This window comes from Kribbella sp. NPDC005582 (assembly GCF_040605415.1).
Taxonomy (GTDB): Bacteria; Actinomycetota; Actinomycetes; order Propionibacteriales; family Kribbellaceae; genus Kribbella.
On sequence record NZ_JBEXCU010000003.1, the window covers coordinates 972,095 to 994,306 of the forward strand.

The 22,212-nt window shown below is 67.3% G+C and carries 24 protein-coding genes; 18 read left to right on the forward strand and 6 right to left on the reverse strand.

What is annotated here, in order from left to right:
* Positions 1-538 precede the first annotated feature (538 nt).
* The 4 genes from ABZS29_RS22180 (at position 539) to ABZS29_RS22195 (ending at position 4,185) form a co-directional block, all read left to right on the forward strand.
* Positions 539-1,015, forward strand: coding sequence for a DUF6326 family protein (locus ABZS29_RS22180; RefSeq protein ID WP_355464165.1), 477 nt, complete (start codon positions 539-541; stop codon positions 1,013-1,015).
* Between the two features lie 128 nt (positions 1,016-1,143).
* On the forward strand, positions 1,144-2,019 hold the full coding sequence (locus ABZS29_RS22185) for an alkaline phosphatase family protein (RefSeq protein ID WP_355464166.1): 876 nt from the start codon (positions 1,144-1,146) through the stop codon (positions 2,017-2,019).
* 13 nt (positions 2,020-2,032) lie between these two features.
* Positions 2,033-3,256, forward strand: a complete 1,224-nt coding sequence (locus tag ABZS29_RS22190; protein WP_355464167.1) for an MFS transporter — start codon at positions 2,033-2,035, stop codon at positions 3,254-3,256.
* Positions 3,253-4,185 carry a hypothetical protein gene (locus ABZS29_RS22195; RefSeq protein WP_355464168.1) on the forward strand — a complete coding sequence of 311 codons (933 nt, stop codon included), beginning with the start codon at positions 3,253-3,255 and terminating at the stop codon, positions 4,183-4,185. Before ABZS29_RS22190 ends, ABZS29_RS22195 begins: the two co-directional genes overlap by 4 nt.
* Before the next feature lie 2 nt (positions 4,186-4,187).
* Here ABZS29_RS22195 and ABZS29_RS22200 read toward each other — a convergent pair whose 3' ends face one another.
* On the reverse strand, positions 4,188-4,994 hold the full coding sequence (locus tag ABZS29_RS22200; RefSeq protein ID WP_355464169.1) for a class I SAM-dependent methyltransferase: 807 nt from the start codon (positions 4,992-4,994) through the stop codon (positions 4,188-4,190).
* A gap of 96 nt (positions 4,995-5,090) precedes the next feature.
* Between ABZS29_RS22200 and ABZS29_RS22205 the strand changes: the two genes are divergently transcribed.
* Positions 5,091-6,056 carry an alpha/beta hydrolase gene (locus tag ABZS29_RS22205; RefSeq protein WP_355464170.1) on the forward strand — a complete coding sequence of 322 codons (966 nt, stop codon included), beginning with the start codon at positions 5,091-5,093 and terminating at the stop codon, positions 6,054-6,056.
* 199 nt (positions 6,057-6,255) lie between these two features.
* Positions 6,256-7,350, forward strand: a complete 1,095-nt coding sequence (locus tag ABZS29_RS22210) for an HIRAN domain-containing protein (RefSeq protein ID WP_355464171.1) — start codon at positions 6,256-6,258, stop codon at positions 7,348-7,350.
* Positions 7,351-7,365: 15 nt separating this feature from the next.
* Here ABZS29_RS22210 and ABZS29_RS22215 read toward each other — a convergent pair whose 3' ends face one another.
* Positions 7,366-8,667, reverse strand: coding sequence for a glycosyltransferase family 4 protein (locus tag ABZS29_RS22215; RefSeq protein WP_355464172.1), 1,302 nt, complete (start codon positions 8,665-8,667; stop codon positions 7,366-7,368).
* Positions 8,664-10,874, reverse strand: a complete 2,211-nt coding sequence (locus tag ABZS29_RS22220; protein ID WP_355464173.1) for a glycoside hydrolase domain-containing protein — start codon at positions 10,872-10,874, stop codon at positions 8,664-8,666. Before ABZS29_RS22220 ends, ABZS29_RS22215 begins: the two co-directional genes overlap by 4 nt.
* 117 nt (positions 10,875-10,991) lie before the next feature.
* On the opposite strand from ABZS29_RS22220, the gene ABZS29_RS22225 reads away from it, so the two are divergent.
* Complete coding sequence (locus ABZS29_RS22225) at positions 10,992-11,465, forward strand: GNAT family N-acetyltransferase (protein WP_355464174.1); 474 nt, start codon at positions 10,992-10,994, stop codon at positions 11,463-11,465.
* Between the two features lie 3 nt (positions 11,466-11,468).
* Here the strand turns inward: ABZS29_RS22225 and ABZS29_RS22230 are convergent, their stop codons facing one another.
* Positions 11,469-12,173: an SDR family oxidoreductase gene (locus ABZS29_RS22230; protein WP_355464175.1), complete on the reverse strand. Its 705-nt coding sequence runs from the start codon at positions 12,171-12,173 to the stop codon at positions 11,469-11,471.
* Between the two features lie 80 nt (positions 12,174-12,253).
* Here ABZS29_RS22230 and ABZS29_RS22235 point away from each other — a divergent pair, with 80 nt between their 5' ends.
* From ABZS29_RS22235 to ABZS29_RS22265, 7 genes are all read left to right on the forward strand, one after another.
* A complete protein-coding gene (locus ABZS29_RS22235; RefSeq protein WP_355464176.1) occupies positions 12,254-12,610 on the forward strand; it encodes a helix-turn-helix domain-containing protein in 357 nt (118 codons plus the stop codon).
* 30 nt (positions 12,611-12,640) lie between these two features.
* Positions 12,641-13,000, forward strand: coding sequence for a VOC family protein (locus ABZS29_RS22240; RefSeq protein ID WP_355464177.1), 360 nt, complete (start codon positions 12,641-12,643; stop codon positions 12,998-13,000).
* 45 nt (positions 13,001-13,045) lie between these two features.
* Positions 13,046-13,816: a glucose 1-dehydrogenase gene (locus ABZS29_RS22245; protein ID WP_355464178.1), complete on the forward strand. Its 771-nt coding sequence runs from the start codon at positions 13,046-13,048 to the stop codon at positions 13,814-13,816.
* A 48-nt stretch (positions 13,817-13,864) separates the two neighbouring features.
* Complete coding sequence (locus tag ABZS29_RS22250) at positions 13,865-15,097, forward strand: serine hydrolase domain-containing protein (protein WP_355464179.1); 1,233 nt, start codon at positions 13,865-13,867, stop codon at positions 15,095-15,097.
* A gap of 98 nt (positions 15,098-15,195) precedes the next feature.
* Complete coding sequence (locus ABZS29_RS22255) at positions 15,196-15,453, forward strand: WhiB family transcriptional regulator (protein WP_355464423.1); 258 nt, start codon at positions 15,196-15,198, stop codon at positions 15,451-15,453.
* A gap of 149 nt (positions 15,454-15,602) precedes the next feature.
* Positions 15,603-16,337: an ROK family protein gene (locus ABZS29_RS22260; protein WP_355464180.1), complete on the forward strand. Its 735-nt coding sequence runs from the start codon at positions 15,603-15,605 to the stop codon at positions 16,335-16,337.
* On the forward strand, positions 16,334-17,194 hold the full coding sequence (locus ABZS29_RS22265) for a phosphotransferase (RefSeq protein ID WP_355464181.1): 861 nt from the start codon (positions 16,334-16,336) through the stop codon (positions 17,192-17,194). Before ABZS29_RS22260 ends, ABZS29_RS22265 begins: the two co-directional genes overlap by 4 nt.
* A gap of 11 nt (positions 17,195-17,205) precedes the next feature.
* On the opposite strand, the gene ABZS29_RS22270 is transcribed toward ABZS29_RS22265, so the two are convergent.
* Complete coding sequence (locus ABZS29_RS22270) at positions 17,206-18,543, reverse strand: glycoside hydrolase family 27 protein (RefSeq protein ID WP_355464182.1); 1,338 nt, start codon at positions 18,541-18,543, stop codon at positions 17,206-17,208.
* A 106-nt stretch (positions 18,544-18,649) separates the two neighbouring features.
* Between ABZS29_RS22270 and ABZS29_RS22275 the strand changes: the two genes are divergently transcribed.
* The 4 genes from ABZS29_RS22275 to ABZS29_RS22290 all read left to right on the forward strand — a co-directional run bounded on the left by ABZS29_RS22275 (position 18,650) and on the right by ABZS29_RS22290 (position 21,785).
* A complete protein-coding gene (locus ABZS29_RS22275) occupies positions 18,650-18,823 on the forward strand; it encodes a CsbD family protein (protein WP_355464183.1) in 174 nt (57 codons plus the stop codon).
* Positions 18,824-18,901: 78 nt separating this feature from the next.
* Entirely contained in the window at positions 18,902-19,711 is an 810-nt protein-coding gene (locus ABZS29_RS22280) for a deoxyribonuclease IV (protein ID WP_355464184.1), read from the forward strand.
* Positions 19,712-19,713: 2 nt separating this feature from the next.
* Positions 19,714-21,186: a carboxylesterase family protein gene (locus ABZS29_RS22285; protein ID WP_355464185.1), complete on the forward strand. Its 1,473-nt coding sequence runs from the start codon at positions 19,714-19,716 to the stop codon at positions 21,184-21,186.
* Positions 21,186-21,785: a DUF1684 domain-containing protein gene (locus ABZS29_RS22290; protein ID WP_355464186.1), complete on the forward strand. Its 600-nt coding sequence runs from the start codon at positions 21,186-21,188 to the stop codon at positions 21,783-21,785. Before ABZS29_RS22285 ends, ABZS29_RS22290 begins: the two co-directional genes overlap by 1 nt.
* On the opposite strand, the gene ABZS29_RS22295 is transcribed toward ABZS29_RS22290, so the two are convergent.
* The gene (locus tag ABZS29_RS22295) at positions 21,769-22,116 is read right to left on the reverse strand and encodes a YciI family protein (protein ID WP_355464187.1); all 348 of its coding nucleotides are present in this window, start codon (positions 22,114-22,116) and stop codon (positions 21,769-21,771) included. The two genes, ABZS29_RS22290 and ABZS29_RS22295, sit on opposite strands and share 17 nt — an antisense overlap.
* Positions 22,117-22,212 lie beyond the last annotated feature (96 nt).

The following is a 22,212-nucleotide window of genomic DNA, read 5'->3' on the forward strand; positions in this document are numbered from 1 at the left end:
GCGCAGATGCGGCATTTGTGCGCTGGCAACTACGCAGAGTAGACGGTTTGCTTGTTCCAGTGAAGCGACACCGGCGTCGCGATCTTCACCCATCCGGACGGCTCGTGGGCGCGCCTTGTGGACGGGACCGTCGCACAGGCAGGTCCGCAGCGTGTGTGGGACGTCATGGAAGACGCACATCGTCGGTGGGACGAGCTAGGCCGACCGACCCGGGAGAAGTTCAGCATCGACGTCACGCCCGACGTACAGCAGGTGTGTCTCGACGGAAGCGATGCAACCTGGCGGCTGCCTGCTCTTCCCTGAGATGGCTGACGAGCTGTGGGTCGGCATAGGTTGTCCGAGTGCATTCGCTTTGAGGACGGGGCTGAGGGTCAGCTGCGCTCCGACGAGTTGGACGTCTTCCCTTCGCTGAAGCCGAAAGTACGAGAGGTGAACCGTCCTATCGGCCAGGCCAGCTCCGGCCTCTGGGCCGAGGTGTTCACTGCTGGGCTCGGTGATCGTTGAGGTATCAGTCCTCACCACGACAACGGAGTGCATGATGAGAACACGAGCCACACTGGATGACCAGCCGATCCCGGTGCGAGTCAAGCTCGCTGCAGCGTGGACGAGCTTCATGTTTCTCTACGCCTACGTGGACATTCTCAACTTCTTCACGCCTGGCGTCGTCGAGGACATCCTCGACGGCAAGGTCTTCGAGTTCGATCTCTCCCAGGCTTTTTCGACCATGGCGCTGAGCCTCGTGGCGATCCCGATTCTCATGGTCGTGTTGTCGGCGATGCTGCCGGCCAGGGCGAACCGCATCACGAACCTCGTCGTGGCTTTGCTGTACGTCCCCGTCACGGCATTCAACGCGCTGGGTGAGTCCTGGCTGTTCTTCTACGGCCTCGGCATCGCGCTGGAGTTGATCCTGCTCGGTCTCATCCTGTACTTCGCCTGGACCTGGCCTCGCGGCGGCGCGGAAGAGATCCGATCTCTCCACAACGAGTATGTCACTCCGAACTCGAAATCGTCTTAATCCGGATACGGCAGGTGAATTCTGCGGATTGAGATCCTACGTATCTTGCCAGGCTGGGCTCTAGGCGGTAGAAACGGATCCAGTGCCGGCGACTCACCGCCCCTAGTGCCGGCACGGAGGAGTGCTGTATGTGGAAGAGGAAACCTCTGGTCGCGGCAGGGCTTGTGCTGGCTCTGGCCGCCGGTGGTGGTACGACGGCGCTGGCGAGTCACGCGGAGGGTGCGCCCGCGTCGGCGGCGCTCGTGTCCGCGGTTCCGCGGCCGGATCATGTGGTGGTGGTGCTGTTCGAGAACAAGGCCTACAACCAGATCATCGGCAGCTCGCAGGCGCCGTACTTCAATTCGCTCGCTTCCCAGGGAGCGAAGTTCACGCAGTCGTTCGCCCGGACGCATCCGAGCCAGCCGAACTACATCGCGTTGTTCTCCGGGACGCGGCAGGGCGTCTCCGACGACGCGTGCCCGCAGAGTTTCCCCAGTGAGGTGAACCTCGGCAGTCAGTTGATCGCCGCCGGTCTCACCTTCAAGGGGTACTCCGAAGGCCTGCCGTCGACCGGCTACACGGGGTGCAGCAGCGGCAAGTACCGGCGCAAGCACAACCCCTGGGTGGACTTCGGCAACGTCCCCGCGGCCAGCAACGTCGCGTTCAGCAGTTTCCCCACCGACTACACCAAACTGCCCACGGTCTCGTTCGTGGTTCCGGACATGTGCAACGACATGCACGATTGCTCGATCGGTACGGGCGACACCTGGCTCAAGAGCAAACTCGACGCCTACGCCCAGTGGGCGAAGACCCACAACAGCCTGCTGATCGTCACGTTCGACGAGGACAACCAGAGTTCCGTCAACCAGATCACCACCCTCTTCGTCGGTGAGCGGGTCAAGCGGGGCAGCTATTCGGAGCAGATCAACCACTACAGCGTCCTGCGCACGATCGAGGACGCGTACGGTCTGACGCCGATCAACAACGCCGCCACCGCCACGCCGATCACCGACGTGTGGAGCTAAGGCCGGCTGGTCCGTGTACCTCACCGGCGTCCGCGCCGGGGCCTCCCTCAAGGGCGCCCCGGCCCGGCGCATCCTCACCGGCAACGTTCTGGCGCTGGGGCTGGTCAGCCTCGTCACCGACGTCTCTGCCGAGATGGTCACCTCGGTGCTGCCGGCCTACCTCGTCGTCGGGCTGCATCTGAGCGTTGCGCAGTACGGGTTCGTGGACGGCCTGTTCACCGGAGCGACGGCGCTCACCCGGATCGCGGGTGGGTACGCCGCGGACCGCTTCCGGAAGCGCAAGTTCGTTGCCATGCTCGGTTATGGGCTCTCGGCAGCGGCCAAGCTGGCATTGCTGTTCGTCAGCGCGGCGCCGGCCGCGATCGGCGGCGTACTGGCTCTCGATCGGACGGGAAAGGGCCTCCGTACGGCGCCGCGCGACGCCATGATCACACTCTCGGTACCGCCGGAACGCTTGGGCAGTGCCTTCGGGGCGCATCGTGCCCTCGACAGCCTCGGTGCGTTCGCCGGACCGCTCGTCGCGGTCGGCGTCCTCGCTGCGGCCGGCTCGGCCAGCGGGTACGACGCGGTCTTCATGGTCAGTCTGTGTTTCGCCGTACTGGGCCTGGTACTGCTCGCGCTGTTCGTTCGGGACCGGCGCGACAAGCTGCCACCCGAAGCGGTGTCGCTGCGTGCCGCGCTTGGACTGCTGCGGCGAGGCAAGTTCCGATCTGTCGGCGTCGCTGCGCTGCTCCTGGGCCTGAGCACGGTCGGCGACGGGTTCGTGTATCTCATCCTGCAGCGCCGCGACGGCCTGCCGGTGACCGCGTTCCCACTGCTCGCCGTCGGCACCGCGCTGGCATATCTGTTGCTGGCTGCGCCGTTGGGGCGGCTGGCCGATCGCATCGGCCGACGCCCGATCGCCTTGGGCGGCTATGCGGCTCTCCTAGTCGTCTACGTCCTCCTGGCCACCACCAGCACACCCATTTGGACAATCGTGATCCTGTACGGCGCCTTCTACGCCGCCACTGACGGCGTACTGATGGCTATCGCCGGCCCGCTGCTGCCGGCCGAGTTGCGCACCACCGGAATGGCGGTCGTCCAGACCGGTCAAGCCATGGCGTACCTCGTCTCGTCCGTGCTCTTCGGCCTGGCCTGGCAGTCATGGGGCAGCGGCCCGGCCTGCCTCGCCGCGGCGGCGGCTGTCGCCGTCGCAATGGTCGCGTCGACCCGCCTGCTCAAGGCCGGTACGCCGTGAAGTGGCGCATCCTGACCGCGGTGGCCGCAACCGTGCTGTTGGCGATGGTTGCTGTCGGCTACATCGTGCTGCGGGCGACGGACGCGCCGGCGGCGGGGACCGGCCCGGTCGGTCTCGCCGGGCCGGGAGTGCTCGTCCGCGACACCGCCACCGGAACGCTCGCACTGCAGCGTCCCGACGGCACCCGCGAGCGGTCGGACCTGCGATGCGCCAGGGTCTACGCCGCCGCCGGAACCGGCGTCTGCCTGCGTGAGCAGCCGGAGTCCTACGAAGTCACCGTCCTTGATCGCGAGCTGAAGAAGCTGAGCAGTATCCCGCTCAACGGCGTCCCGAACCGAGCCAGGGTCTCGCCGTCCGGCCGGATGGTTTCCTGGACCGTCTTCGTCAGCGGCGACTCGTACAACGGCGGCCGCTTCTCCACCCGCTCCGGCATCCTCGACAGTCGCACGGGGACACTCGCCGGGAATCTGGAGGACTTCACCGTCGACGGAAAGCCGTCCGAGCCGACGGCGAACTTCTGGGGCATCACGTTCACCCGCGACGACAATGTCTTCTACGCGACGATGTCGGCCGGTGGTCAACGACGCCTGATGCGCGGCGACTTCGCCCGGCGCGACCTGCACCCCCTCAAGGACAACGTCGAGTGCCCCTCGCTGTCGCCGGACGGCACCCGCATCGCTTACAAGAAGATGCTGGCCGACCGGACATGGCGCCTCACGGTGCTGCGTCTGGCCGACCTGACCGAGACACCACTCGCCGAGACGCGCAGCGTCGACGACCAGGCCGCCTGGCTCGACGACTCGACCGTCGCCTACGGTCTGCCGCACGAGCACGGCAAGGGCGCGGACATCTGGAAGGTGCCCGCCGACGGCCACGGCACTCCCGATCTCGTCACCCGCGACGCCGAATCCCCAAGTCCGACGAACTGACGTCAGAACTGGAACCGCACGATGCGCGTGGAGTGCTTCATGCCTGGGAGCAGGTTCAGGAGACGGTAGATGCGTCGTACGTTGGCGGGCGCTTTGGTCGTCAGTAGTGGTGAGTCATTCATCGGGGCCTCGTCGATGTAGTTGAGGCGCGGGTGCCAGTTGGCGATGGTTGCTGGGTCATCGAAGCCGCTGTGGAACTGGGTGCCGTATTTGCGGAGTGTGGGATTCCACTTTGAGGTGCGCCAGGCCCAGACTGCCACGGTGTCGAACTGGATCTGGCCAGTAGGGAAGGTGTCGACGACCGTCGTCAGCAGTCGGTGGAGATCGGCTTCAGTGAGGTAGGGGACCAGGCCTTCGGCGATCACTAAGACGGGCCGGTCGTGGGGGACGCGGGTCAGCCAGGTCAGGTCGGTGACGCTGGACGGGATGAGGGTGTAGTGCTCTCGGGGCGGGAGGAATTGCTTCCGCAGCTCGATGACGGAGGGGTAGTCGAGGTCGTACCAGTCGACGGTGGTGGGTGGGTCCACGCGGTAGACGCGGGCGTCCAGGCCGCAGCCCAGGTGGAGGACCACTGCGTTGGGATGAGCATCGAGGAAGGTCCGGGCCCAGTCGTCGTGGGCCTTGGCCCGTACGACGGCGGCGAGGCCGAGCTGGCTGGTGCCGAATCGGCCGGTGTCGTAGTCGGGGTCGAGGCGGCGCATGGCCTGTTCGGCGTACTGGTCGCCGAGGATCGGGTCCGGCAGCCGGTTGTCGAGGGCTTTCGCGCGTAGGACGGGGCTGAGGGTCTGCTGCGCTCCGACGAGTTCCACCCCAGCAAAAATACGCTTCCTGTGGCCCTGCAGCCGTTTAGCGTCGGCTCGGTGAGGGCCGTGCCGAGTGGCGGGCGGCTGGGAAGGGGCTAGGTCATGGATCTCAATCGGAGGCGGTTGCTGGCGCTGGGGGCTGGGGCGGCCGCTGTGGCTACGACGGGTGCGACGCCGGCATCGGCGAGTGCGGGTACGGCGGGTGGTCGAGTGCCGTCCGATGCGGCTTTGGCGCGGTCGTTGGGGCTCCGGAGCAAGTACGCGAAGGGGCAGCACTATGTGATCGGCGGCCGTGGGGAGCCGCTGGTGTTGTTGCCGGGGTGGCCGCAGACGTGGTGGGAGTTCCACAAGATCCTGCCGGCACTGGCCAAGCGATACACGGTGATCGCGGTCGATCTTCGCGGGATGGGCGGCTCGGACAAGCCGGCTGACGGCTACGACAAGAAGACGATGGCGCGGGACGTTCATGAACTCGTCCGGCGCCTGGGGTACGACTCTGTGAACGTCGTCGGCCACGACATCGGCGCGATGGTCGCGCACAGCTTCGCGGTCAACCATCGGGCGGCGACGCGGAAGGTCGTGCTGATGGATGTCGGCCATCCGGACGAATCGCTCTACGAGCAGCGGCTGTTGGTCAAGCCGGGGCAGGGGTTCAGCCTCTGGTGGTTCGCGTTCAACCAGGTGCAGGGGCTGCCGGAGCAGTTGATCAGGGGACGGTCGCGGTACCTCGTCGACTACTTCATGGACGCCTTCCCGCCGGATCCTTCGGCCATCGACGAGTTGTCGCGGCGGATCTACGCGCACGCGTACGACGGTCCGCAGGCGATCCGAGCCGGCAACGCGTGGTACCAGGCGTTCCACCAGGATGTCGTCGACTTCGCGACTTACGACCGCATCACTGCGCCGTTCCTAGGTCTCACCTCGGAGTACAGCTACGACTTCATGAAGACCGTCTGGGCCGGCCAGGGCACCGACGTACGGGTGCACAAGGTCCCAGGCACCGGCCACTTCCTCGCCGAGGAGAACCCCCAGGCCGTCATCGCCGAACTGACGGACTTCCTGAGTTAGCGCCCAACACCCCCGCGAGCACGAACCCGCCCCCAGACGTTTGAGAAGTCGACCCGTAAGACGTCGAAGGGGCGGGTGGGGTCGAGCGTGATACGTAGCGCTCCGTAACGAAAAGCCTCCGCGTCACGATGTGCTCGGCAAGGCGAGGGGAAACGCTATGGGGTGGATGGATCGGCTACGAGGTCGGGGGACTGGGCAGGTGGCTCCGGGTGGGGGATCGCCGGTTCGGATGCTGGGTGGTGACGACGACCTCGAGGTGGTGGGGGAGAGCCACTATCAAGAGGCGCTCTGGGGTATCTCGGGTGCCAGGGTCGGTCAGAATGTGCGCTGGGTGGTTGACGCGGTATTGGTCCCTGAACCGCAGAATGCGTACGACCCCAACGCGATTGCTGTCGTGATCCACGGACACCTCGTCGGATATCTGGATCGGCAGACGGCGGGGCAGTATGCGGCGGGCCTCAATGAGCTCATGCGTTCGCACGGTGCGCACATCGGCCTGTCCGGGGTGATCGTCGGAGGTGGGCACTACGACGACGGGCCGGGCAGGCTTGGCGTTTGGCTCGAGCATCGGCCGACCGACTTCGGAGTGACGCCGGCAGGGCCACGCGACCGGCCGGTGTTCGGTGAGACAACCATGCGGACCGGGTTCAGCGAGGCCTGGCTGACGGACGCAGAGGACGACTCGTACGACCTGTCCTGGTACGACGAGCTGCCGGACGGGGATCGCCGTGCGATCGCCATGCTGCAGAAGCTGCTGGCGAACGATCCGGACCCCATCGACCGGCACTTCCAGTTCGCCGAACTGGAGTCACGGTTGTATCGGTGCCGCGATCTGTACGACTCCGCGCTGGACGAGTTCGACGACGTCTGCCGGCGACACGACGCCGAGATGGAGACGATCTGCGACGGCTTCCTGGTGAAGTGGGGCAAGGTCCCGCTGCTCGAGACCTATCGTCAGATGGCGATTCGGCAGCAGAAGAAGAAGGACTGGGCGGAGTGCCTGTGGTGGGCCGAGCGCGGCATCGCCCTGTACGGCGCGGCGCCGGCGCGCGAGGATGCCGTAGAGGATCTGCAGAAGCGCCGGGCTCGCGCAATGCAGAAGCTTGTGGCTCCGGTGCCCGCGAAGGCCAAGGTGGCTGCGATCCCGGCGTACACCGAGCAGGCGGTCACTCCACTCGCCAACATCGATCTCGAGATCCTCGTTTGCGGCCAGTGCGAGGCACGTTTCGAGCGGCTGCTGGTGCGCGGCCGCAAACCGAAGCTCTGCCCGACCTGCCGAGCGAACGAAGCCTGAGCGCACCGACTGTTCTCAGGCGACTGGTACGGCGGCGGGCTCGGTCAGGGCGAACAGGCGGTCGAAGACGTTGGCTCGGTCGAACTGTAGGGCGTGGGCTCGGGCTTGTTGTTCGGCTTCGAGGCGTTGGGCGGGGGTCCAGTCGCAGATGACTTCGTCGAGGACTGCGCGGAGGGTCGCGGGGTCTCGTTGGGGGACTAGTTGGGCGGTGTCGCCGACGGCTTCGGGGACGCCGCCGGTGGGGCAGGTGATGATGGGCCCGCCGCCGGCCAGCGCCTTCTCGACCAAAGCGATGCCGAAGGTTTCGACAAACTCGGGTTGTTCCCGGGTGGGGAGGACGAAGGCGGCGCTGCCGGCCATCAGGGCGGGCTTCTCGCTGTCGTCGACATCGGTGAAGATGCGCACTCGGTCGGTGAGGCCGGCTGCGGTGACGCGGGCGAGGACTTCGGCTTCTTGCGGGCCTCGGCCTGCCAAAACCAACTGGACGCGCGACGCGGAGCGGGAGCCGGCGTAGGCATCGATTAGGTCGTCCACGCCTTTGGCGGAGGCGATGCGGGAGAGGAAGAGGATGTAGCCGTCGCGGGTGAGGCCGCGGCGGGTGAGGGTTTCGGTGACGGCGGAATCGTCCAACGACAGGTAGGACCAGGAGTCGACGGCGGGGTAGGAGATGGCGATGCGGTCGCGGCAGCGCTGGGCGAACGTCGTACCGTGCATGGCGTCGAGGGTGGCGGCTGAGGCCACGATCAGGTCCTTGGTGTACTGCGAGACCGCGACGCAGTGGTCGGCGGCCAGGTAGACCGAGAGGATGTGGGCGGCGGCGCCGAAGCGGCCGGTGTTGACGCATTCGCGGACGACGTTGGTGATGTCGGAGCCGACGGCCTCGGCGATCGTGGTGACGCGTGCGGGGCCGAGTTGGCGGGCTACCTGCACAGCCTCGTGTACGGCGATCGCGTGCGGGCTGAGGTAGAGCGACATCGCGACCGTCGGTACGCCGTCGCTGAAAAGTTCGATGAGCCGGCCGATGAGACCGGAGAGATAGCGGCCGTCGGGGACGCGGTAGTCGCCGACGGGTGCGGGCCGCTCGACGGTGATACCGGGGCTGTAGGGCAGTACGCCGTCGAGTGGTTTCAAAGGCAAGCCGGCCGCCGCCAGTGCATCGAGCGGCCAAGTCACGATCCGTACGTCGTCGAAGCCGCGGGTCAGCGCGACCTCGGCGAGGCAGCGGGCTTCGCCGGAGTGCCCGCAGATCACCGGGTCGGCGCGGACCACGAGGACCAGGCGGCGTGTGCGTGCGGACGGGGAGTCGGTGGTGGTCATGCCTCACCTCCAGCGGCGTCGGATGTGGATGGTGGCCGGATTCGGGTGCCCCAGCTGGAGGGCTGCGGGCCGAGCGTGATGTGCAGGTTGCGGACGTGCCGCAGTTCGCGGCCGGAGAGCCAGGGGCGTTCGAGCGTCTTGCCGTTCACCGCGATGGACTGGACATAGGACACCGGTCCGCCTGCCTCGACCGGCTCGAAGCCGGTGGTGTTGATCGACAGGTCGTTGCCCGGAAGATGAATCGTGGACTCGGCGACGGCGGGAGCGCTGACCAGGAACAGGTTCTGACCGGCTACTGGGAACAGTCCGAGCGTCGCCCACACGTACCACGCCGACAGTCCGCCAGAGTCGTCGTTGCCGGGCAAACCGCCCCGACCGGTGCCGAACTGGTTCGCGATGACGGCGTGCACCACTTCAGCGGTCCGGTCCGGCCGTCCCGCGTAGTGGTAGGACCAGGGCGCCTCGTAGTCCGGTTCGTTGTTGAGTCCCTCGAAGCGGCACAGGGCGTACCCGGCGTCCATCTCCGCGACGCTCGGCGCGACTCCGGGCTGCGTGACCGGTACGGCGTCGTACCCGAAGAAGCGGTCGAGCAGTCCCACGAACGCCTCGTCGCCGCCAGCGAGGGCGATCCGGGCGCGCATGTCGTGCAACAACCGGAAGGAGTAGTTCCACCGGCCGCCCTCGTAGAACGTCGAGTCGCGCAACAGGCCGGTCGCCGGATCGTACGCCGCTCGCCAGCCCTGAGCGTGGTCGCGCAACTGCTCGGCCAGTGGGCGGTCGCGAAGCTTGCGGGCGATCGCCGCGGTGCAGTGGTAGGCGTAGGCCAGGTCGAGGGTGTGACTGATCGGGTGCGCGACACCGTGCACGAGATAGTCCTCGCCGTACGTCCGGCGCAGGTCCATCTCGAGGTGCACCATCGCCCAGTCCCAGTCGATACCGGGCAGATCTAGTTGGCACAGATCGGCGAAGAAGGTGTGGGCGAGAGCGCTGCCCTGCCGAGAGAATCGGTCGGCGCCCTTGGCCATCCGGTAGCCGATCGGCAGGTTGCCCTCTTGCTCGCAGATCGAGAGCAGCGCGCCGGCCAGCGCGACCGAACGCTCCGGGAACAGCGTGGTCATCAGCGGAAGTTGGGTGCGGTAGATGTCCCACATGGTGCAGATGTCGAACGCGTACGGGCCCTCGGTCGTCCACGACGGGCTCTCGTCTGGTGCGAAGCAGGGCTTGATGAGTGAGTGGTAGAGCGCTGTCCCGAAGACCGTTGCCTGGTCGTCCGATGAGGACTTGATCTCGATCTTGCCGAGGTGGTCGCGCCATGACGCTGCCGTGCGATCGCGTCGTACGGCGAAGGTGGCGGGGGTGCGGCCGACGTCGGCGTACAGGTTGTCCCGGGCGGTGTCGCAACCGCGGAGTGAGAAGCCGAGCCGCACCTCGACGGTCTGCTCGGCGCGCGACGGACCCATGAACATCAGCCCGAACGGCCGCAGCGTGGTCGGCCGGATGTAGTCGAAGTCGAGGCGGGTGCCACCGGGCATCAGACGCCGGTCGTACCAGAGCAGCTGCCGCCAGCCGGGGGCGTCGACCTCCAAGTGGACGGCCAGCGGCACGCCTTCGACGTGGATCTCGCCTTGGGCGACGCCTGGCTCCAGCATCGCGAGGTGTGCCTTCAGCGGCACCGTGCGGCCGTGCGGAATGGCCAGGCCGCCGATCGAGGCATCGATGACGATCCGGGCGGCATCATGCGCCGGGAACGTGTAGCGGTGGACGGCCGACTTGGGGCCGACTGTCGTCTCGCACCGTACGCCGGAGCTCAATGTCGCCGCGTAGTAGCCGGGTTCGGCGACCTCGTCCAGCAGGTCCCACGTCGTACCGAGGTCGTCGAGCGGACCGAGCATCGGCGTGACGCGGAAGTAGTTGTAGTACTTGCGGATAGCGCCGGTGCCGGACTGCTGGAAGTGCGTGAAACCGGACGCGACCGGACGGTCGTACAACCGGTCGGGCACGCCCTCGGTATTGAAGTCGTGGAGCCCGTAGCCGGTCGGGTAGGCACCGGAGTACGGGCAGGCCGACACCATCCCGAAGGGATGCGTCGCACCCGGGTGGGTGTTGCCGACCTGCGGCTTGGGCCACCACCACGTCCCCGCCAGGCCTTTCGGCGCGGGCAGGTCGGTGGCACCGGTCCCGATGAACGGGTCAACGTGGTCGTACATGGGCTCACCGCCTCGCACGGCTGACGTGGGCTCTCAAGGTAAGAAGCACATGTTTCGGCAGCGTGGACCGAAGAAGACGCGCAGGTTACGGCCGCGTCGGCTGTGTAGGTTGGACCGATGCCCAGCATTCACGTCGATATCGCCCAGGCCGACGATCTCGACGACTTGGTCCGGCTCGAGACAGGGCTCTTCACCGAAGACGCCGGTGAGCACGACGCCCTCGTCGACATCCGCTGGCCCGAGCGTCATGCCCGGGAAGACTTCATCCGCCTCCTGAGCAATGAGTCGGCCCTCGTGCTGGTCGCCCGGTACGACGACAAGGTCGCCGGGCACCTGGTCGGCTACCTCGGTGCGCCGGCACCGACTCGCTTCGACCGACGGACCGCCGAGATTCGCAGCCTGTACGTCGACGAATCCGTCCGCTCCTCCGGCGTCGGTCAGATGCTGGTCCGTGACTTCGAGGCCTGGGCGCGCGACCGCGCCGCGGCGGCCGTCTCGGTCACCGCCTATACCGCCAACGGGTCGGCCCGCGCGTTCTACGAGAAGCTCGGCTTCACCGAACAGAGCGTCGTACTGCGGTCGGTTCTTTGATCATCAGGCGGTCTTGTGGCGGGCGCCGCCTTCGAGGTGGATGGTTTCGCCGGTGATGAAGCCGGCGCGGAGCAGCCACATGACCGCGTCGACGATGTCCTCACTCTCTCCGTGGCGTCCGACGAAGGTGCCGGCCGCGCTCTTGTTCAGTAGGGCGGCCTTCTTGTCGCCGAGGCGGTCCCAGGCGCCGGAGTCGATGACGCCGGGGGAGATCGCGTTGACGCGCACTGGAGCGAGGTCGGCCGCGAGGTGGCGGGCGGCGTACTCGATCGCGCCGTTGGTGATTCCCTTGACCAGTGAGCCCGGGCCCGGGCGCCAGCCGACGACGCCGGAGAACATCAGTAGCGATCCGGTCGGTCGCAGGATTGGGCCGAAGTGCTTGGCGACCAGCATCGGGCCGACGACCTTTGCTGTGAAGGCGGCCAGCAGTTTGTCGCGTTCCAGCTCGGTCGCCCGTACGTCGTGCGGCGCCGAGCCGGTCGTCACGATGTGATCGATTCCGTTGTGCAACTGCTCGGCCGCCGCGGCGATGGTCGACTCGTCCTGGAGGTCGACGCGTACCGCGGTGGCGCCGATCTCGTTCGCCAACACCTCAGCCGCTGCGAGATCGCGTGCGCCGATGACTACGTCGTACCCCTCCTTGACTGCGCGCCTCGCAACAAAGGCGCCGAGTCCGCGGGCACCGCCGATGATCAAGATTCGCTCCATGGGTTCCACTCTTTCTCGTAGGATCAGGTACGACGGTATGGATTTGATACCGGTATCTTCAACGGAACTGGGAGCAGCGCATGGGCAAGGCGTACAACGTGATGGCAGCGACCTGCCCGAGTCGCACGGTGCTGCACCGGATCGGCGCGCGCTGGACGGTGTTCGTGGTCAACGCGCTCGATGAAGGACCGCGCCGGTTCACCGAACTGAAGGCGCACATCCAGGGCATCACGCCGAAGGTGCTGACCGAGACCTTGCGCTCGCTGGAGGAGGACGGGCTGATCAGCCGGCGCGAGTACGACGAGAACCCGCCGCGCGTCGAGTACGCCCTGACGCCGCTAGGTCGTTCGCTGCTGGTGCCGCTCCGCGCCGTACGGCAGTGGGCCGAGGCACATGTGCCCGATATTGAAGCAGCTCGGGAGCGAAGCCGGACGTAGATCGTCCGGAACCGTGGGTACCGTGCTGCTATGGCTATCGCGATGTATCCCAGTTTTGTGATGGATTGCCCGGATCCGGGCGTGCTGGCGCGGTTCTACGGCGAGCTGCTCGGATGGACGGTGAAGGCCGACGACACCTGGGGCGAGATTCGCCCGGAGGACGGCAGCAATGTCATCTGCTTCCAGCGCGTCGACGACTTCAAGCCCCCGGCCTGGCCGGGGCAGGACGTGCCGCAGCAGATGCACCTCGACGTGATGGTGCGGGACCTCGATGCTGCCGAGCCCGAGGTGTTGAAGCTCGGTGCGACGAAGCCGGACCACCAGCCCGGTACGACGTTCCGCGTCTTCCTGGACCCGGCCGGGCACCCGTTCTGCCTCTGCGTCGACTGACGGACCTCCAGGCCGTCCGCCCCACCGCGTGGAGACAATGCTGGGATGGGCATCCTGGAGAAGTTTTCGCTGGCTGGGCGTACGGCGTTGGTGACGGGTGGATATCGCGGACTGGGGAAGGCGTTCGCAACCGGGTTGGCGGAGGCCGGCGCGGATGTGGTGATCGGGGCCCGCGACGAGGAGGCCTCGAAGGTGGCGGCTGCGGAGTTGGCGGGGGCGACCGGGCGGACGGTGGTGGGAGTCGGGCTGGATGTCAACGATCGGGAGTCGGGACGGGCTGCGATCGCAGCGGCGGTGGAGGCGACCGGGCAGTTCGACATTCTGGTGAACAATGCGGGGGTCTGCTTTCATCGGCCGGCGTTGGACGTGCCGGACGAGGAGTGGGACGAGGTTTTCGCGACCAACGTCAGTGGGTTGTGGAAGCTGAGCCAGTCCGCGGCCGAGCACTTCCGGACGGTCGGTGGTGGGACGATCGTGAACGTCGGATCGATCTCGGCGCAGATCGTCAACCGGCCGCAGTGGCAGCCGGCGTACAACGCGTCGAAGGCGGCGGTGCATCAGCTGACGAAGTCGCTGGCAGCGGAGTGGGCGCCGCTGAACATCCGGGTGAACGCGGTCGCGCCCGGGTACACGAAGACCGAGATGGCGCCGGTGGACGAGCCGCGGTTCAAGGCGCGCTGGATCGACGACGCGCCGATGCAGCGGTACGCCGTACCGGAGGAGATCGCGCCGACGGTCGTGTTCCTGGCGTCGGAGGCGTCGAGCTTCATGACCGGGTCGGTGGTTGTCGTCGACGGCGGGTACACCCTGCACTGACTGGGCGGTGTCAGCGTCGTGTCAGCGGTGCCCGCGAATGTTGTCGTCATGAACAACACACTCGTGAACGGACAGGTTGAGGACGGCTGGGGCAAGGTCGCGGATGCGTTCCGCGCCAACTTCGACGGGAACCCTGGTGAGTCGGGCGCGTCGGTCGCCGTGTACGTCGGGGGCCGGCCGGTCGTCGACCTGTGGGGCGGACTGGCCGACACCGAGGCCGGGCGGCCGTGGAAGCAGGACACGATCACGCAGGTCGCCTCGACGACCAAGGGCGCGACCGCGATTTGCGCGCACCTGCTCGCGCAGCGCGGCGAACTGGATCTGGACGCGCCGGTGGCGAAGTACTGGCCGGAGTTCGGTGCCGAAGGCAAGGATCAGATCCTGGTGCGCTGGCTGTTGTCGCACCAGGCGGGGCTGCCGGTGATCGACACGCCGTTGACGCCCGAGGAGGCGTACGCCTGGGACCCGGTGATTCGTGCGCTCGAAGTGCAGAAGCCGCTGTGGACGCCGGGGACCGAGCACGTCTACCACGCGATGACCTACGGATATCTGGTCGGTGAGGTCGTTCGGCGGATCTCGGGCAAGTCGCTGGGGACCTTCTTCGCCGACGAGGTGGCCGGGCCGCTCGGTCTGCAGGCGTGGATCGGGCTGCCGGAGGAGCAGGAGGAGAAGGTCGCGAAGATCGAGTTCGCTGCGCCGTTCACGCTGGAGGAGATGACGCAGGGCATTCTCGAGACGACCGGGCTGGACGTGGACACGGTCAACGCGTGGATGAGCTCGGTGTGGGGTGAGGGCTCGGTGCAGGCGAAGGCCGGCGTACTGGGTGGTGCGTTCGACCCGACGTCGGACTACTTCACCAAGCGCGAGTGGCGGGCGGCCGAAGTACCAGCCGCGAACATGGTCGCCGACGCGCGCTCGATCGCCCGGATGTACGCCGCCACGGTGAGCGAGGTGGACGGTATCCGGCTGCTGGATCCGGCGACGGTTGAGCGGATGATCGAAGTACAGACCGGCAAGACGCGGATGCACGGGCTCCCGCCGGGCCTGGACCTTCCGGCCGACCGCTCCTTCTATCTGTCGCTCGGCTTCTGGCGGTCCTGTCCGCCGCAGCCGATGCTCGGCCCGAACGCGTTCGGGCACCCGGGCTCGGGCGGATCCATCGGCTTCGCGGACCCGGACGCCGGTGTCGGCTTCGGCTACGTGATGAACCGCTGGTCCTTCCGCGTCGGCGAACCGCGCGCGTCGAGCCTGTCGGCAGCCGTCCAGGCCTGTCTCGGCTGATGTGACTCTGGTCGCAGGCGGTCACAGGTTGCCAGCCATCGGGGTCTTACCTCCAGGAGCTCATGGAGGAGACTGCGATGGCCAGCAGCGAAGCGGAGATGCGAGTACGCGGCGAAGGCTGGATCCTGGCCGCCGCCTGCCGGGACGAGGACCCCGAGCTGTTCTTCCCGATCGGTACGACGGGACCGTCGCTGCTGCAGATCGACGCGGCCAAGCGCGTGTGCCGACGATGTCCGGTCCGCGCGGACTGCCTGGAGTCCGCCCTCGAGTCCGGCCAGGACGCCGGCGTCTGGGGCGGCCTCACCGAACTCGAACGCCGGGAGCTGAAGCGCGGGCGGGTCAGACGCAGAGGTTGATGCGGACCTGCGCCACTCACCAACTCCCGGCGAGGGCGGTTTCGGACGCCCGGCTGAGCGTGGGGGACTCGAGCCCGCAGAGGTTGGTGAGTGTTGGCGGTCCGGCAAATAGTGAGCGGCGAAGTGCGGTCCGCGCCTAGCCTGACGGCATGAGCGAACTGCCGGACTTCCTACGCGCTCGATGGGGGCGGCAAGCCGGACCGCTTGTGGCAGTTGAGGTTGGCGGCTCGTCGGTCCAGACAGCGACGCTCGTCGACGGTTCGGTGGTGTTCGCGGACGGAGCTGTGCGGCCGGAGATGCCGTACCGGTATGGGTTGGCGGCGCCTGGGTGGGTGGTGGAGGGGCGTGTTCGGGGCGCGCATCACCTTGGATGGATGGACGTTGAGGCGTGGGATGTGCTCGGGTTTCCGCGCCGGCCGGACGTGTCGCTGAACGACGCCGAGGCGGGCGCGTTGGGAGAGTGGCTGCTGCGCGAGGGCGCTCCCGCCGAGCTGTTGTACGTCGTGATCGGGACCGGTGTGGGTGCGGTTCGGGTGTCGGCGGGGGAGTTGGTGGCGGTGGAGTTCGGGCACCAGGTGGGATTCGGCACCGGGGTCTGCGGGGGCTGTGGTCGGCAGGGGTGCCTCGATGCCGCGATCGGCGGGCATGCGTTGCCGACGCCGCTCGGTGTTGAGGACGTGGCGCGGGTGCGGGAGTCGCTGATGCGAGCGATTCAGCTGACCGGGCTGCCCGCTGGAGCGACGGTTGTTTTCGCGGGCGGGGTGGTGCGGTCGCACCCGGAGGTTGTGCCGGCTATCAGGGGTATGGAGAAATCGTTGGCTCCGCCTGAGGCCAAGTCGGCTGCGTATCTCGGCGTCCTCGACCTGCTGCAGAGGACCTCATGAATTTGCAGGACCATCTGCCGGGCTATCCCGAGGCTGAGCTGCTCGCGGTCGGGATGCAGGGGGCGGTCTTTCGGCTGGGCGCGGGGAAGATCGCGAAGGTTTGGTTCCACGCGGGTACGGCGGAGCTCAACCAGCTGGCGGAGTTCTATGCGACGGTCGACGTGCCGACGATTCGTACGCCGGAGATCCTCGAGGTGCACGACAGGACGCCGTACTGCGTGACGGTTGAGGTCGAGCTGCCGGGCGTGCCGTTGTACACCGCCGCGCCGAAACTCGATGCGGCGCGGGATTGTGTGCTCGACGTGCTGGGCGAGTTGGCTGCGGTCACGACGCGGCCCGCGCTGGCGGTTCTGGATGAGAAGGAGCCGTTCCGGGCGCCCGGACAGAGTTGGCCGGAGGCTTTGGCGGAGCTGACGGAGCGCCGGGTCGACCGGTACGGCGGCAAGCTGCGGCCGGCGATCGACGACCTGGACGGCAAGGTCGGGCGACTGCTGGCGGAGGTGCGGGCGCTGCCCGACAACACCTCAGGGATGATCCACGGTGATGTGACCGCGGGAAACATCCTGGTCGACGCGGACTGCCGGCCGACCGCGATCATCGACTTCGGCTTGATGACGATGGCAGGTGACCCGGCGTACGACGCGGCGAGTGCCGGGACGATGTATGCGCTCTGGGAGCCGCAGATCCGTGAGATCGAGGCAGCGTTCGACCGGGCGACCGTGAGTCGGTTCGGCTACGAACCGGAGCGGCTGCGGATTTACCGCGCTGTGCACCTGCTATTGATCGCCAACGCCCACGACGCCGACCCGTACGACCGGGACGACGCGGTGGGGCTGGCGGCTGCGCTGTTCAATTGACGGGCAGGAAGTCAGGAGATGGTGATCAGGCGGGAGCCGTGGGCGGGGACGGACTTGGCGGTCCAGGACTTGTTGAACTTGCCGAGGTTCTTCTGCGCGACCAGGTCACGCAGTGCCCGGTTTCCGTGGACGCCGAGTTGCTGCCAGGTGACAGGGATGTCGGCGGTCTCGGAGCCGAGGTTGTAGACGGCGACGGCGAGCTTGCCGTTGGGCAGACGCTTCTTCCAGATCTGCAGGGTGCCGTCGGTGACGCGGGTTGGGATGACGCCGGCCTGGTCGACGGCGATGACCTCGCGGTTGGTCAGGATCGCGACGGCGCGAGCGTCGATGTTCGCGAGGTCGCCGCCGACGTACATGGGTGAGGAGGCCATCGACCAGAACGTCATGACGGACTGGCGTTCGGTCTCGGTGATGCCGTCCTGGATGCCGACGCCGGAGTTGTTGTTGATCGGCATCGAGTCCAGGTCCGGCCAGTAGTTCGGGCGGACGACGTCGAGCCAGTTGGGCAGGTCTTCCCAGCGGTTGTCGACCGAACTCGCCCAGGTGGCGACGGTGTCGCAGTAGCACTCGACGTCGGTGTCCACGCGGACGCTGTTGGCCCAGGGCTGCAGGCCTTCGCCGGCCTCGCGCGGGATCGGCCAGGCGCTGGCGGTCAGCCACATCTTGCGGCCGCTCTGGTCGATCGCCTTCGACCAGGCCTCGATGTCCGGGATGTTTTCCTTCAGCACACCATCGACCTTGAGGAAGTCCACACCCCACGAGGCGAACCGCTTCGCGATCGAGTTGAAGTACGCCTGCGCGCACGGCTTGGTGAAGTCGATCTTCCAGTCGCCGCCCCACATATTGGTCTTGACCAGTGGGTAGACGGTGATGTCCTGTGTGGTGCAGTTCGTGCCCAGGATCGGCGCGTTCTTGTCGTAGATCGCGGTCTGCAGCCCGGCGCCGCCGTACAGGCCGATCTTGAGGCCCTTGCTGTGCACGTAGTCGGCGAGGCTGGCGATGCCGTTCGGGAAGCGCTCCGGGTCGGCCTCGGGGATCCCGTTGGCGTCGGTGCGGAACTCCCAGTTCCAGTTGGCGTTCCAGCCGGCGTCCAGGTTGATGTTGGTGTAGCCGGCGGACCGGAGGTTCTTCGCCATCGAGTCCGCTGCCGACTTCACGTTCGCCTCGGTCAGCCACTTGGTCCCGTACGCCGGGTTGCTGGACGACTGCACGCTCCAGCTGCTCCAGCCCATGAACGGCTTGACGCTGAAATCGCTCTTCGCGTGGGCCGGCGCGATGGCGCCGGCGAACAGGACTGGTACGGCGGTCGCGAGCGCGGCCGCCCGGCGGAGGAAACGCGACGTGATCATCCCGGTACCGTACGAGTGTTACTTCACGACGTCAAGAATGTAACGGCGCATAGACGGTTTCCCGGTGGGCACCGGGGCGGCCTAGCGGAAACGCGAAGGAGTGATCATGAGCGTCGGAGACAAGCTGAAGAACGCCGCCGAGTCGGCCAAGGGCAAGATGAAGGAGAAGACCGGGGACGCGACCGACGACCGGGACCTCCAGGCCGAAGGCCAGGCGGAGAAGACCAAGGCCGACCTGAAGCAGGCCGGCGAGAAGGCCAAGGACGCCTTCAAGGACTGACCGCAATGCCACGGCGCCGGTCCTCACCTGGGGTGGGGGCCGGCGCCACTGCTGTGTGACGACGAAAGGTGACGCCCGGTGCCGTTGATCGGCTCTCATGTCATGGTGGGCCGCGGCCTGGTGAAGGGCGCCCTGGCGGAGGCGGTCACGATGGGTGCCGAGATCATCCAGCTCTTCGGCGGCAATCCCCGAAGCTGGGCGCCGCGGGGGGCGAACCCGGCCGCCGACGAGGCGTTCCGCACGGCCTGCGCAGAGCTGCAGCTTCCGGTGGTCGTGCATGCTCCGCATCTGATCAACCTGTGCTCACCCTCGGACCAGGTCCTGAGTCAGTCCCTCGCCACCCTCGAACTCACGATGGACCGGGCAGCCGCGATCGGCGCCCGGACGGTTGTCGTGCACGCGGGTTCGCTGGTCGACGGAAGTCGCCGTACGCCGGTGCTCAAAGGGTTGCACGACCTGCTCTCGCCGATCGCCGACAGGGACGACGTACAACTGCTGATCGAGCCCACGGCCGGCGGTGGCGAGTCCGCGGCCTCGACCGTCGGCACCACGATCGACTACATGCTTGCCCTAGACAACGACCGCATCGGCCTCTGCCTGGACACTTGCCACCTCCACGCCGCCGGCGAGGACCCGGTCAAAGCAGTCGACGCCCTGACCGAGGCCCTGGGCCCCACCCGACTGGCCCTCTTGCACCTCAACGACAGCCGCGACCCCGCCGGCTCTCGCCGCGACCGCCACGAGTCGATCGGCAAGGGCACGCTCGGCCTCGACACCTTCACATCCCTCCTCAACAACCCCCATCTCGACCACATCCCCATGCTCGTCGAAACGCCCACCAACGCCGAAGACGTCGCCCTCCTCAAGACCCTTCGTGGTAAGGATTGAGGGTGGACACGATCGCGGTGACTTCCGGTGGGCGGGTCAAGGGTCGGACCGAGGGAGAGGTGACTGCGTTTCTCGGGATTCCGTACGCCGCGGCGCCGGTGGGGGAGAAGGCTTATCGGGCGCCGGAGCCGGTTTCGTGGGACGGCGTTCGGGATGCGACCGTGTTGGGGGCGACGGTGCCACAGCCGGGGTACGAGCCGCCGTACGACGGGTTGTTGTCGAACCCGGTGATTCCGGGGCCGGACGTGCTCAACGTGAATGTGTGGACGCCTGGCGGTAGCGGGCTGCCGGTGTTGGTGTGGTTCCACGGGGGTGCGTTTCGGAACGGGTCCAACGCCGTGCCGGAGTACGACGGTACGGCGTTCGCGCGGGATGGCGTGGTGCTGGTCGGGGTGAACTACCGGCTGGGGATCCAGGGGTTCGGCGTGATCCCGGGGGCGCCGAGCAATCGCGGACTGCTGGATCAGGTGGCGGCGTTGCGGTGGGTGCAGGAGAACATCGCGGCGTTCGGTGGGGACCCGGACCGGGTGACGATCGCCGGTGAGTCGGCGGGTGGGATGAGCGTTGCGACACTGATGTCGATCCCGGCGGCGAAAGGGTTGTTCCGGCGGGCGATCGTGCAGAGCGGGTCGGCGGGGGTGGCTGCGCTCGCCGACGATGCGGGCGCGGTGTCGGCCGAGGTGGCGAAGCGGCTCGGGGTCGAGTGGTCGGCTGCGGGACTCGCATCTGTTGGCGTTGACGAGCTCATCCAGGCGCAACGGCTGGTGGCGATCGAGATGCGCACCAAGCCGGATCCCGCGCGTTGGGGTGCGTCCACGATCGCGGTGGGCGGCGGGATCATGCCGGTCATGCCGGTGATCGACAACGAACTGCTGTTCGAGGTGCCGCTCGACGCGATCGCGGCCGGTGCGGCCGAGGGGATCGGACTGCTGGCCGGGACCACGAGTGACGAGTTCAGCTTCTTCACCGTGCCGTCCGGTCTTGCCGCGGCGGTGACGGCCGAGGTGCTGCCGCACGCGCTGGCTGGGATGGGCATCCCGCCGGAGATCACCGCGGCGTACGTCGCGAGCAGGCCCGAGCAGTCGCCCGGCGAAGTCCTGTCCGGCGTGATCACCGATTCCATCTTCACGGTCCCGACGATCCGATTGGCGCTGGCGCAGCGGCCGCACGGAGCGTCGTACCTGTACGAGTTCGCGTGGAAGTCACCGCTCGAAGGGCTCGGTGCGTGTCACTCGCTGGAGCTGGCGTTCATGTTCGACACCCTCGGTACGGCGACCTCTCCGCTGTACGGCGGTGTCGCGCCGCAGGAGCTCGCGGACGACATGCACGCGGTCTGGGTCACGTTTGCCACGACCGGCGATCCGGGCTGGCCGGCGTACGACGCTGAGATCCGTCCGGTGATGACGTTCAACCACCCGACGTCCGAACTCATAGCGGCTCCCCGAGCCGCCGAACTCGCGATGTGGGGTGTCTGATGTCCCTGGAGACGGCTGACTGGCGGCGGCACGTGTTCGCGCTCTACGAAGAGGTGCGCGCACAGAGCGATCCGGCCAAGGCGCACGAGATCTGGCGGACCGGCCGGGAGGACCTGCTCAAGACGCATCCTGCGTCGCCGGTCGAGGAGCGAGCGACGTACGGCGGTCCGGAGATCGGTGCGTATCGACCCGAGCTGCGCTTCGAGGTCACCATCGACACCGACGTCGAGCCGGTCGAGTGGAAGGTGCCCTCGGCAACTGATGGCGTGATTCCGTTCAGCCGGGTCGGCATCGCGCGGCTACCGGGCGTCGGAGACCTCGACGTCTGGTGGCTCGAGTCGTACGGCGGCGGCCTGTTCGTGCCCGTCAAGGACGCCCTCGCGGGCAAGCGCACGTACGGCGGCGGTCGCTACCTCATCGACACCGTGAAGGGCGCCGACCTCGGCGGTGACTTGACCGCGGGAACCCTCACCCTCGACCTCAACTTCACGTACAACCCGTCCTGCGCCTACAGCCCGCGCTGGACCTGCCCGCTCGCCCCGAAGACCAACACCGTCCCGGTCGACCTACCCGTCGGCGAGCTCACACCTCAGCCCTAGAACGCGGCGCGCGCACCTTGCCGAACTGCAGGTTGCCCGCCGGCATCATCCACGTCAGCACGGTGACGGCCAGCCGCCCAATCTGTACGGCGGGATCGGCCTCGGCGTACGCGCGTGCCGTGTCCTGATCCACCGACCAGATCGAGAACCCGCGGAACTCCGGATCGTCCTGATCGACGAATGGTCCGCGAGCCAAGATGATCCCGCGATCCTGCAGCTCCGCACCGTGCGCGAGATGCCGATCCTGCAGCTCGCCGGCCTCGGCTTCGCCCATCACCGGCGCGTCGGGGCGCAACCTCAGCATCGTCACCGTGTAGGCATCGAACTCCATGAGCCGACGCTACTCCCCGCAGCGGGGAATGGGAGTGGGTACTACGGATAGAGGTGCGGTGTGGTGTGAGGAGATCTGATGCGGGTGCCTTCATGA

Coding starts and splice junctions, on each gene's coding strand:
- ABZS29_RS22180 (WP_355464165.1), top strand. CDS start 539: ATGAGAACACGAGCCACACTGGATGACCAGCCGATCCCGGTGCGAGTC.
- ABZS29_RS22185 (WP_355464166.1), top strand. CDS start 1,144: ATGTGGAAGAGGAAACCTCTGGTCGCGGCAGGGCTTGTGCTGGCTCTG.
- ABZS29_RS22205 (WP_355464170.1), top strand. CDS start 5,091: ATGGATCTCAATCGGAGGCGGTTGCTGGCGCTGGGGGCTGGGGCGGCC.
- ABZS29_RS22215 (WP_355464172.1), bottom strand. CDS start 8,667: ATGACCACCACCGACTCCCCGTCCGCACGCACACGCCGCCTGGTCCTC.
- ABZS29_RS22220 (WP_355464173.1), bottom strand. CDS start 10,874: ATGTACGACCACGTTGACCCGTTCATCGGGACCGGTGCCACCGACCTG.
- ABZS29_RS22225 (WP_355464174.1), top strand. CDS start 10,992: ATGCCCAGCATTCACGTCGATATCGCCCAGGCCGACGATCTCGACGAC.
- ABZS29_RS22230 (WP_355464175.1), bottom strand. CDS start 12,173: ATGGAGCGAATCTTGATCATCGGCGGTGCCCGCGGACTCGGCGCCTTT.
- ABZS29_RS22235 (WP_355464176.1), top strand. CDS start 12,254: ATGGGCAAGGCGTACAACGTGATGGCAGCGACCTGCCCGAGTCGCACG.
- ABZS29_RS22240 (WP_355464177.1), top strand. CDS start 12,641: ATGGCTATCGCGATGTATCCCAGTTTTGTGATGGATTGCCCGGATCCG.
- ABZS29_RS22245 (WP_355464178.1), top strand. CDS start 13,046: ATGGGCATCCTGGAGAAGTTTTCGCTGGCTGGGCGTACGGCGTTGGTG.
- ABZS29_RS22250 (WP_355464179.1), top strand. CDS start 13,865: ATGAACAACACACTCGTGAACGGACAGGTTGAGGACGGCTGGGGCAAG.
- ABZS29_RS22255 (WP_355464423.1), top strand. CDS start 15,196: ATGCGAGTACGCGGCGAAGGCTGGATCCTGGCCGCCGCCTGCCGGGAC.
- ABZS29_RS22260 (WP_355464180.1), top strand. CDS start 15,603: ATGAGCGAACTGCCGGACTTCCTACGCGCTCGATGGGGGCGGCAAGCC.
- ABZS29_RS22265 (WP_355464181.1), top strand. CDS start 16,334: ATGAATTTGCAGGACCATCTGCCGGGCTATCCCGAGGCTGAGCTGCTC.
- ABZS29_RS22270 (WP_355464182.1), bottom strand. CDS start 18,543: ATGATCACGTCGCGTTTCCTCCGCCGGGCGGCCGCGCTCGCGACCGCC.
- ABZS29_RS22275 (WP_355464183.1), top strand. CDS start 18,650: ATGAGCGTCGGAGACAAGCTGAAGAACGCCGCCGAGTCGGCCAAGGGC.
- ABZS29_RS22290 (WP_355464186.1), top strand. CDS start 21,186: ATGTCCCTGGAGACGGCTGACTGGCGGCGGCACGTGTTCGCGCTCTAC.
- ABZS29_RS22295 (WP_355464187.1), bottom strand. CDS start 22,116: ATGGAGTTCGATGCCTACACGGTGACGATGCTGAGGTTGCGCCCCGAC.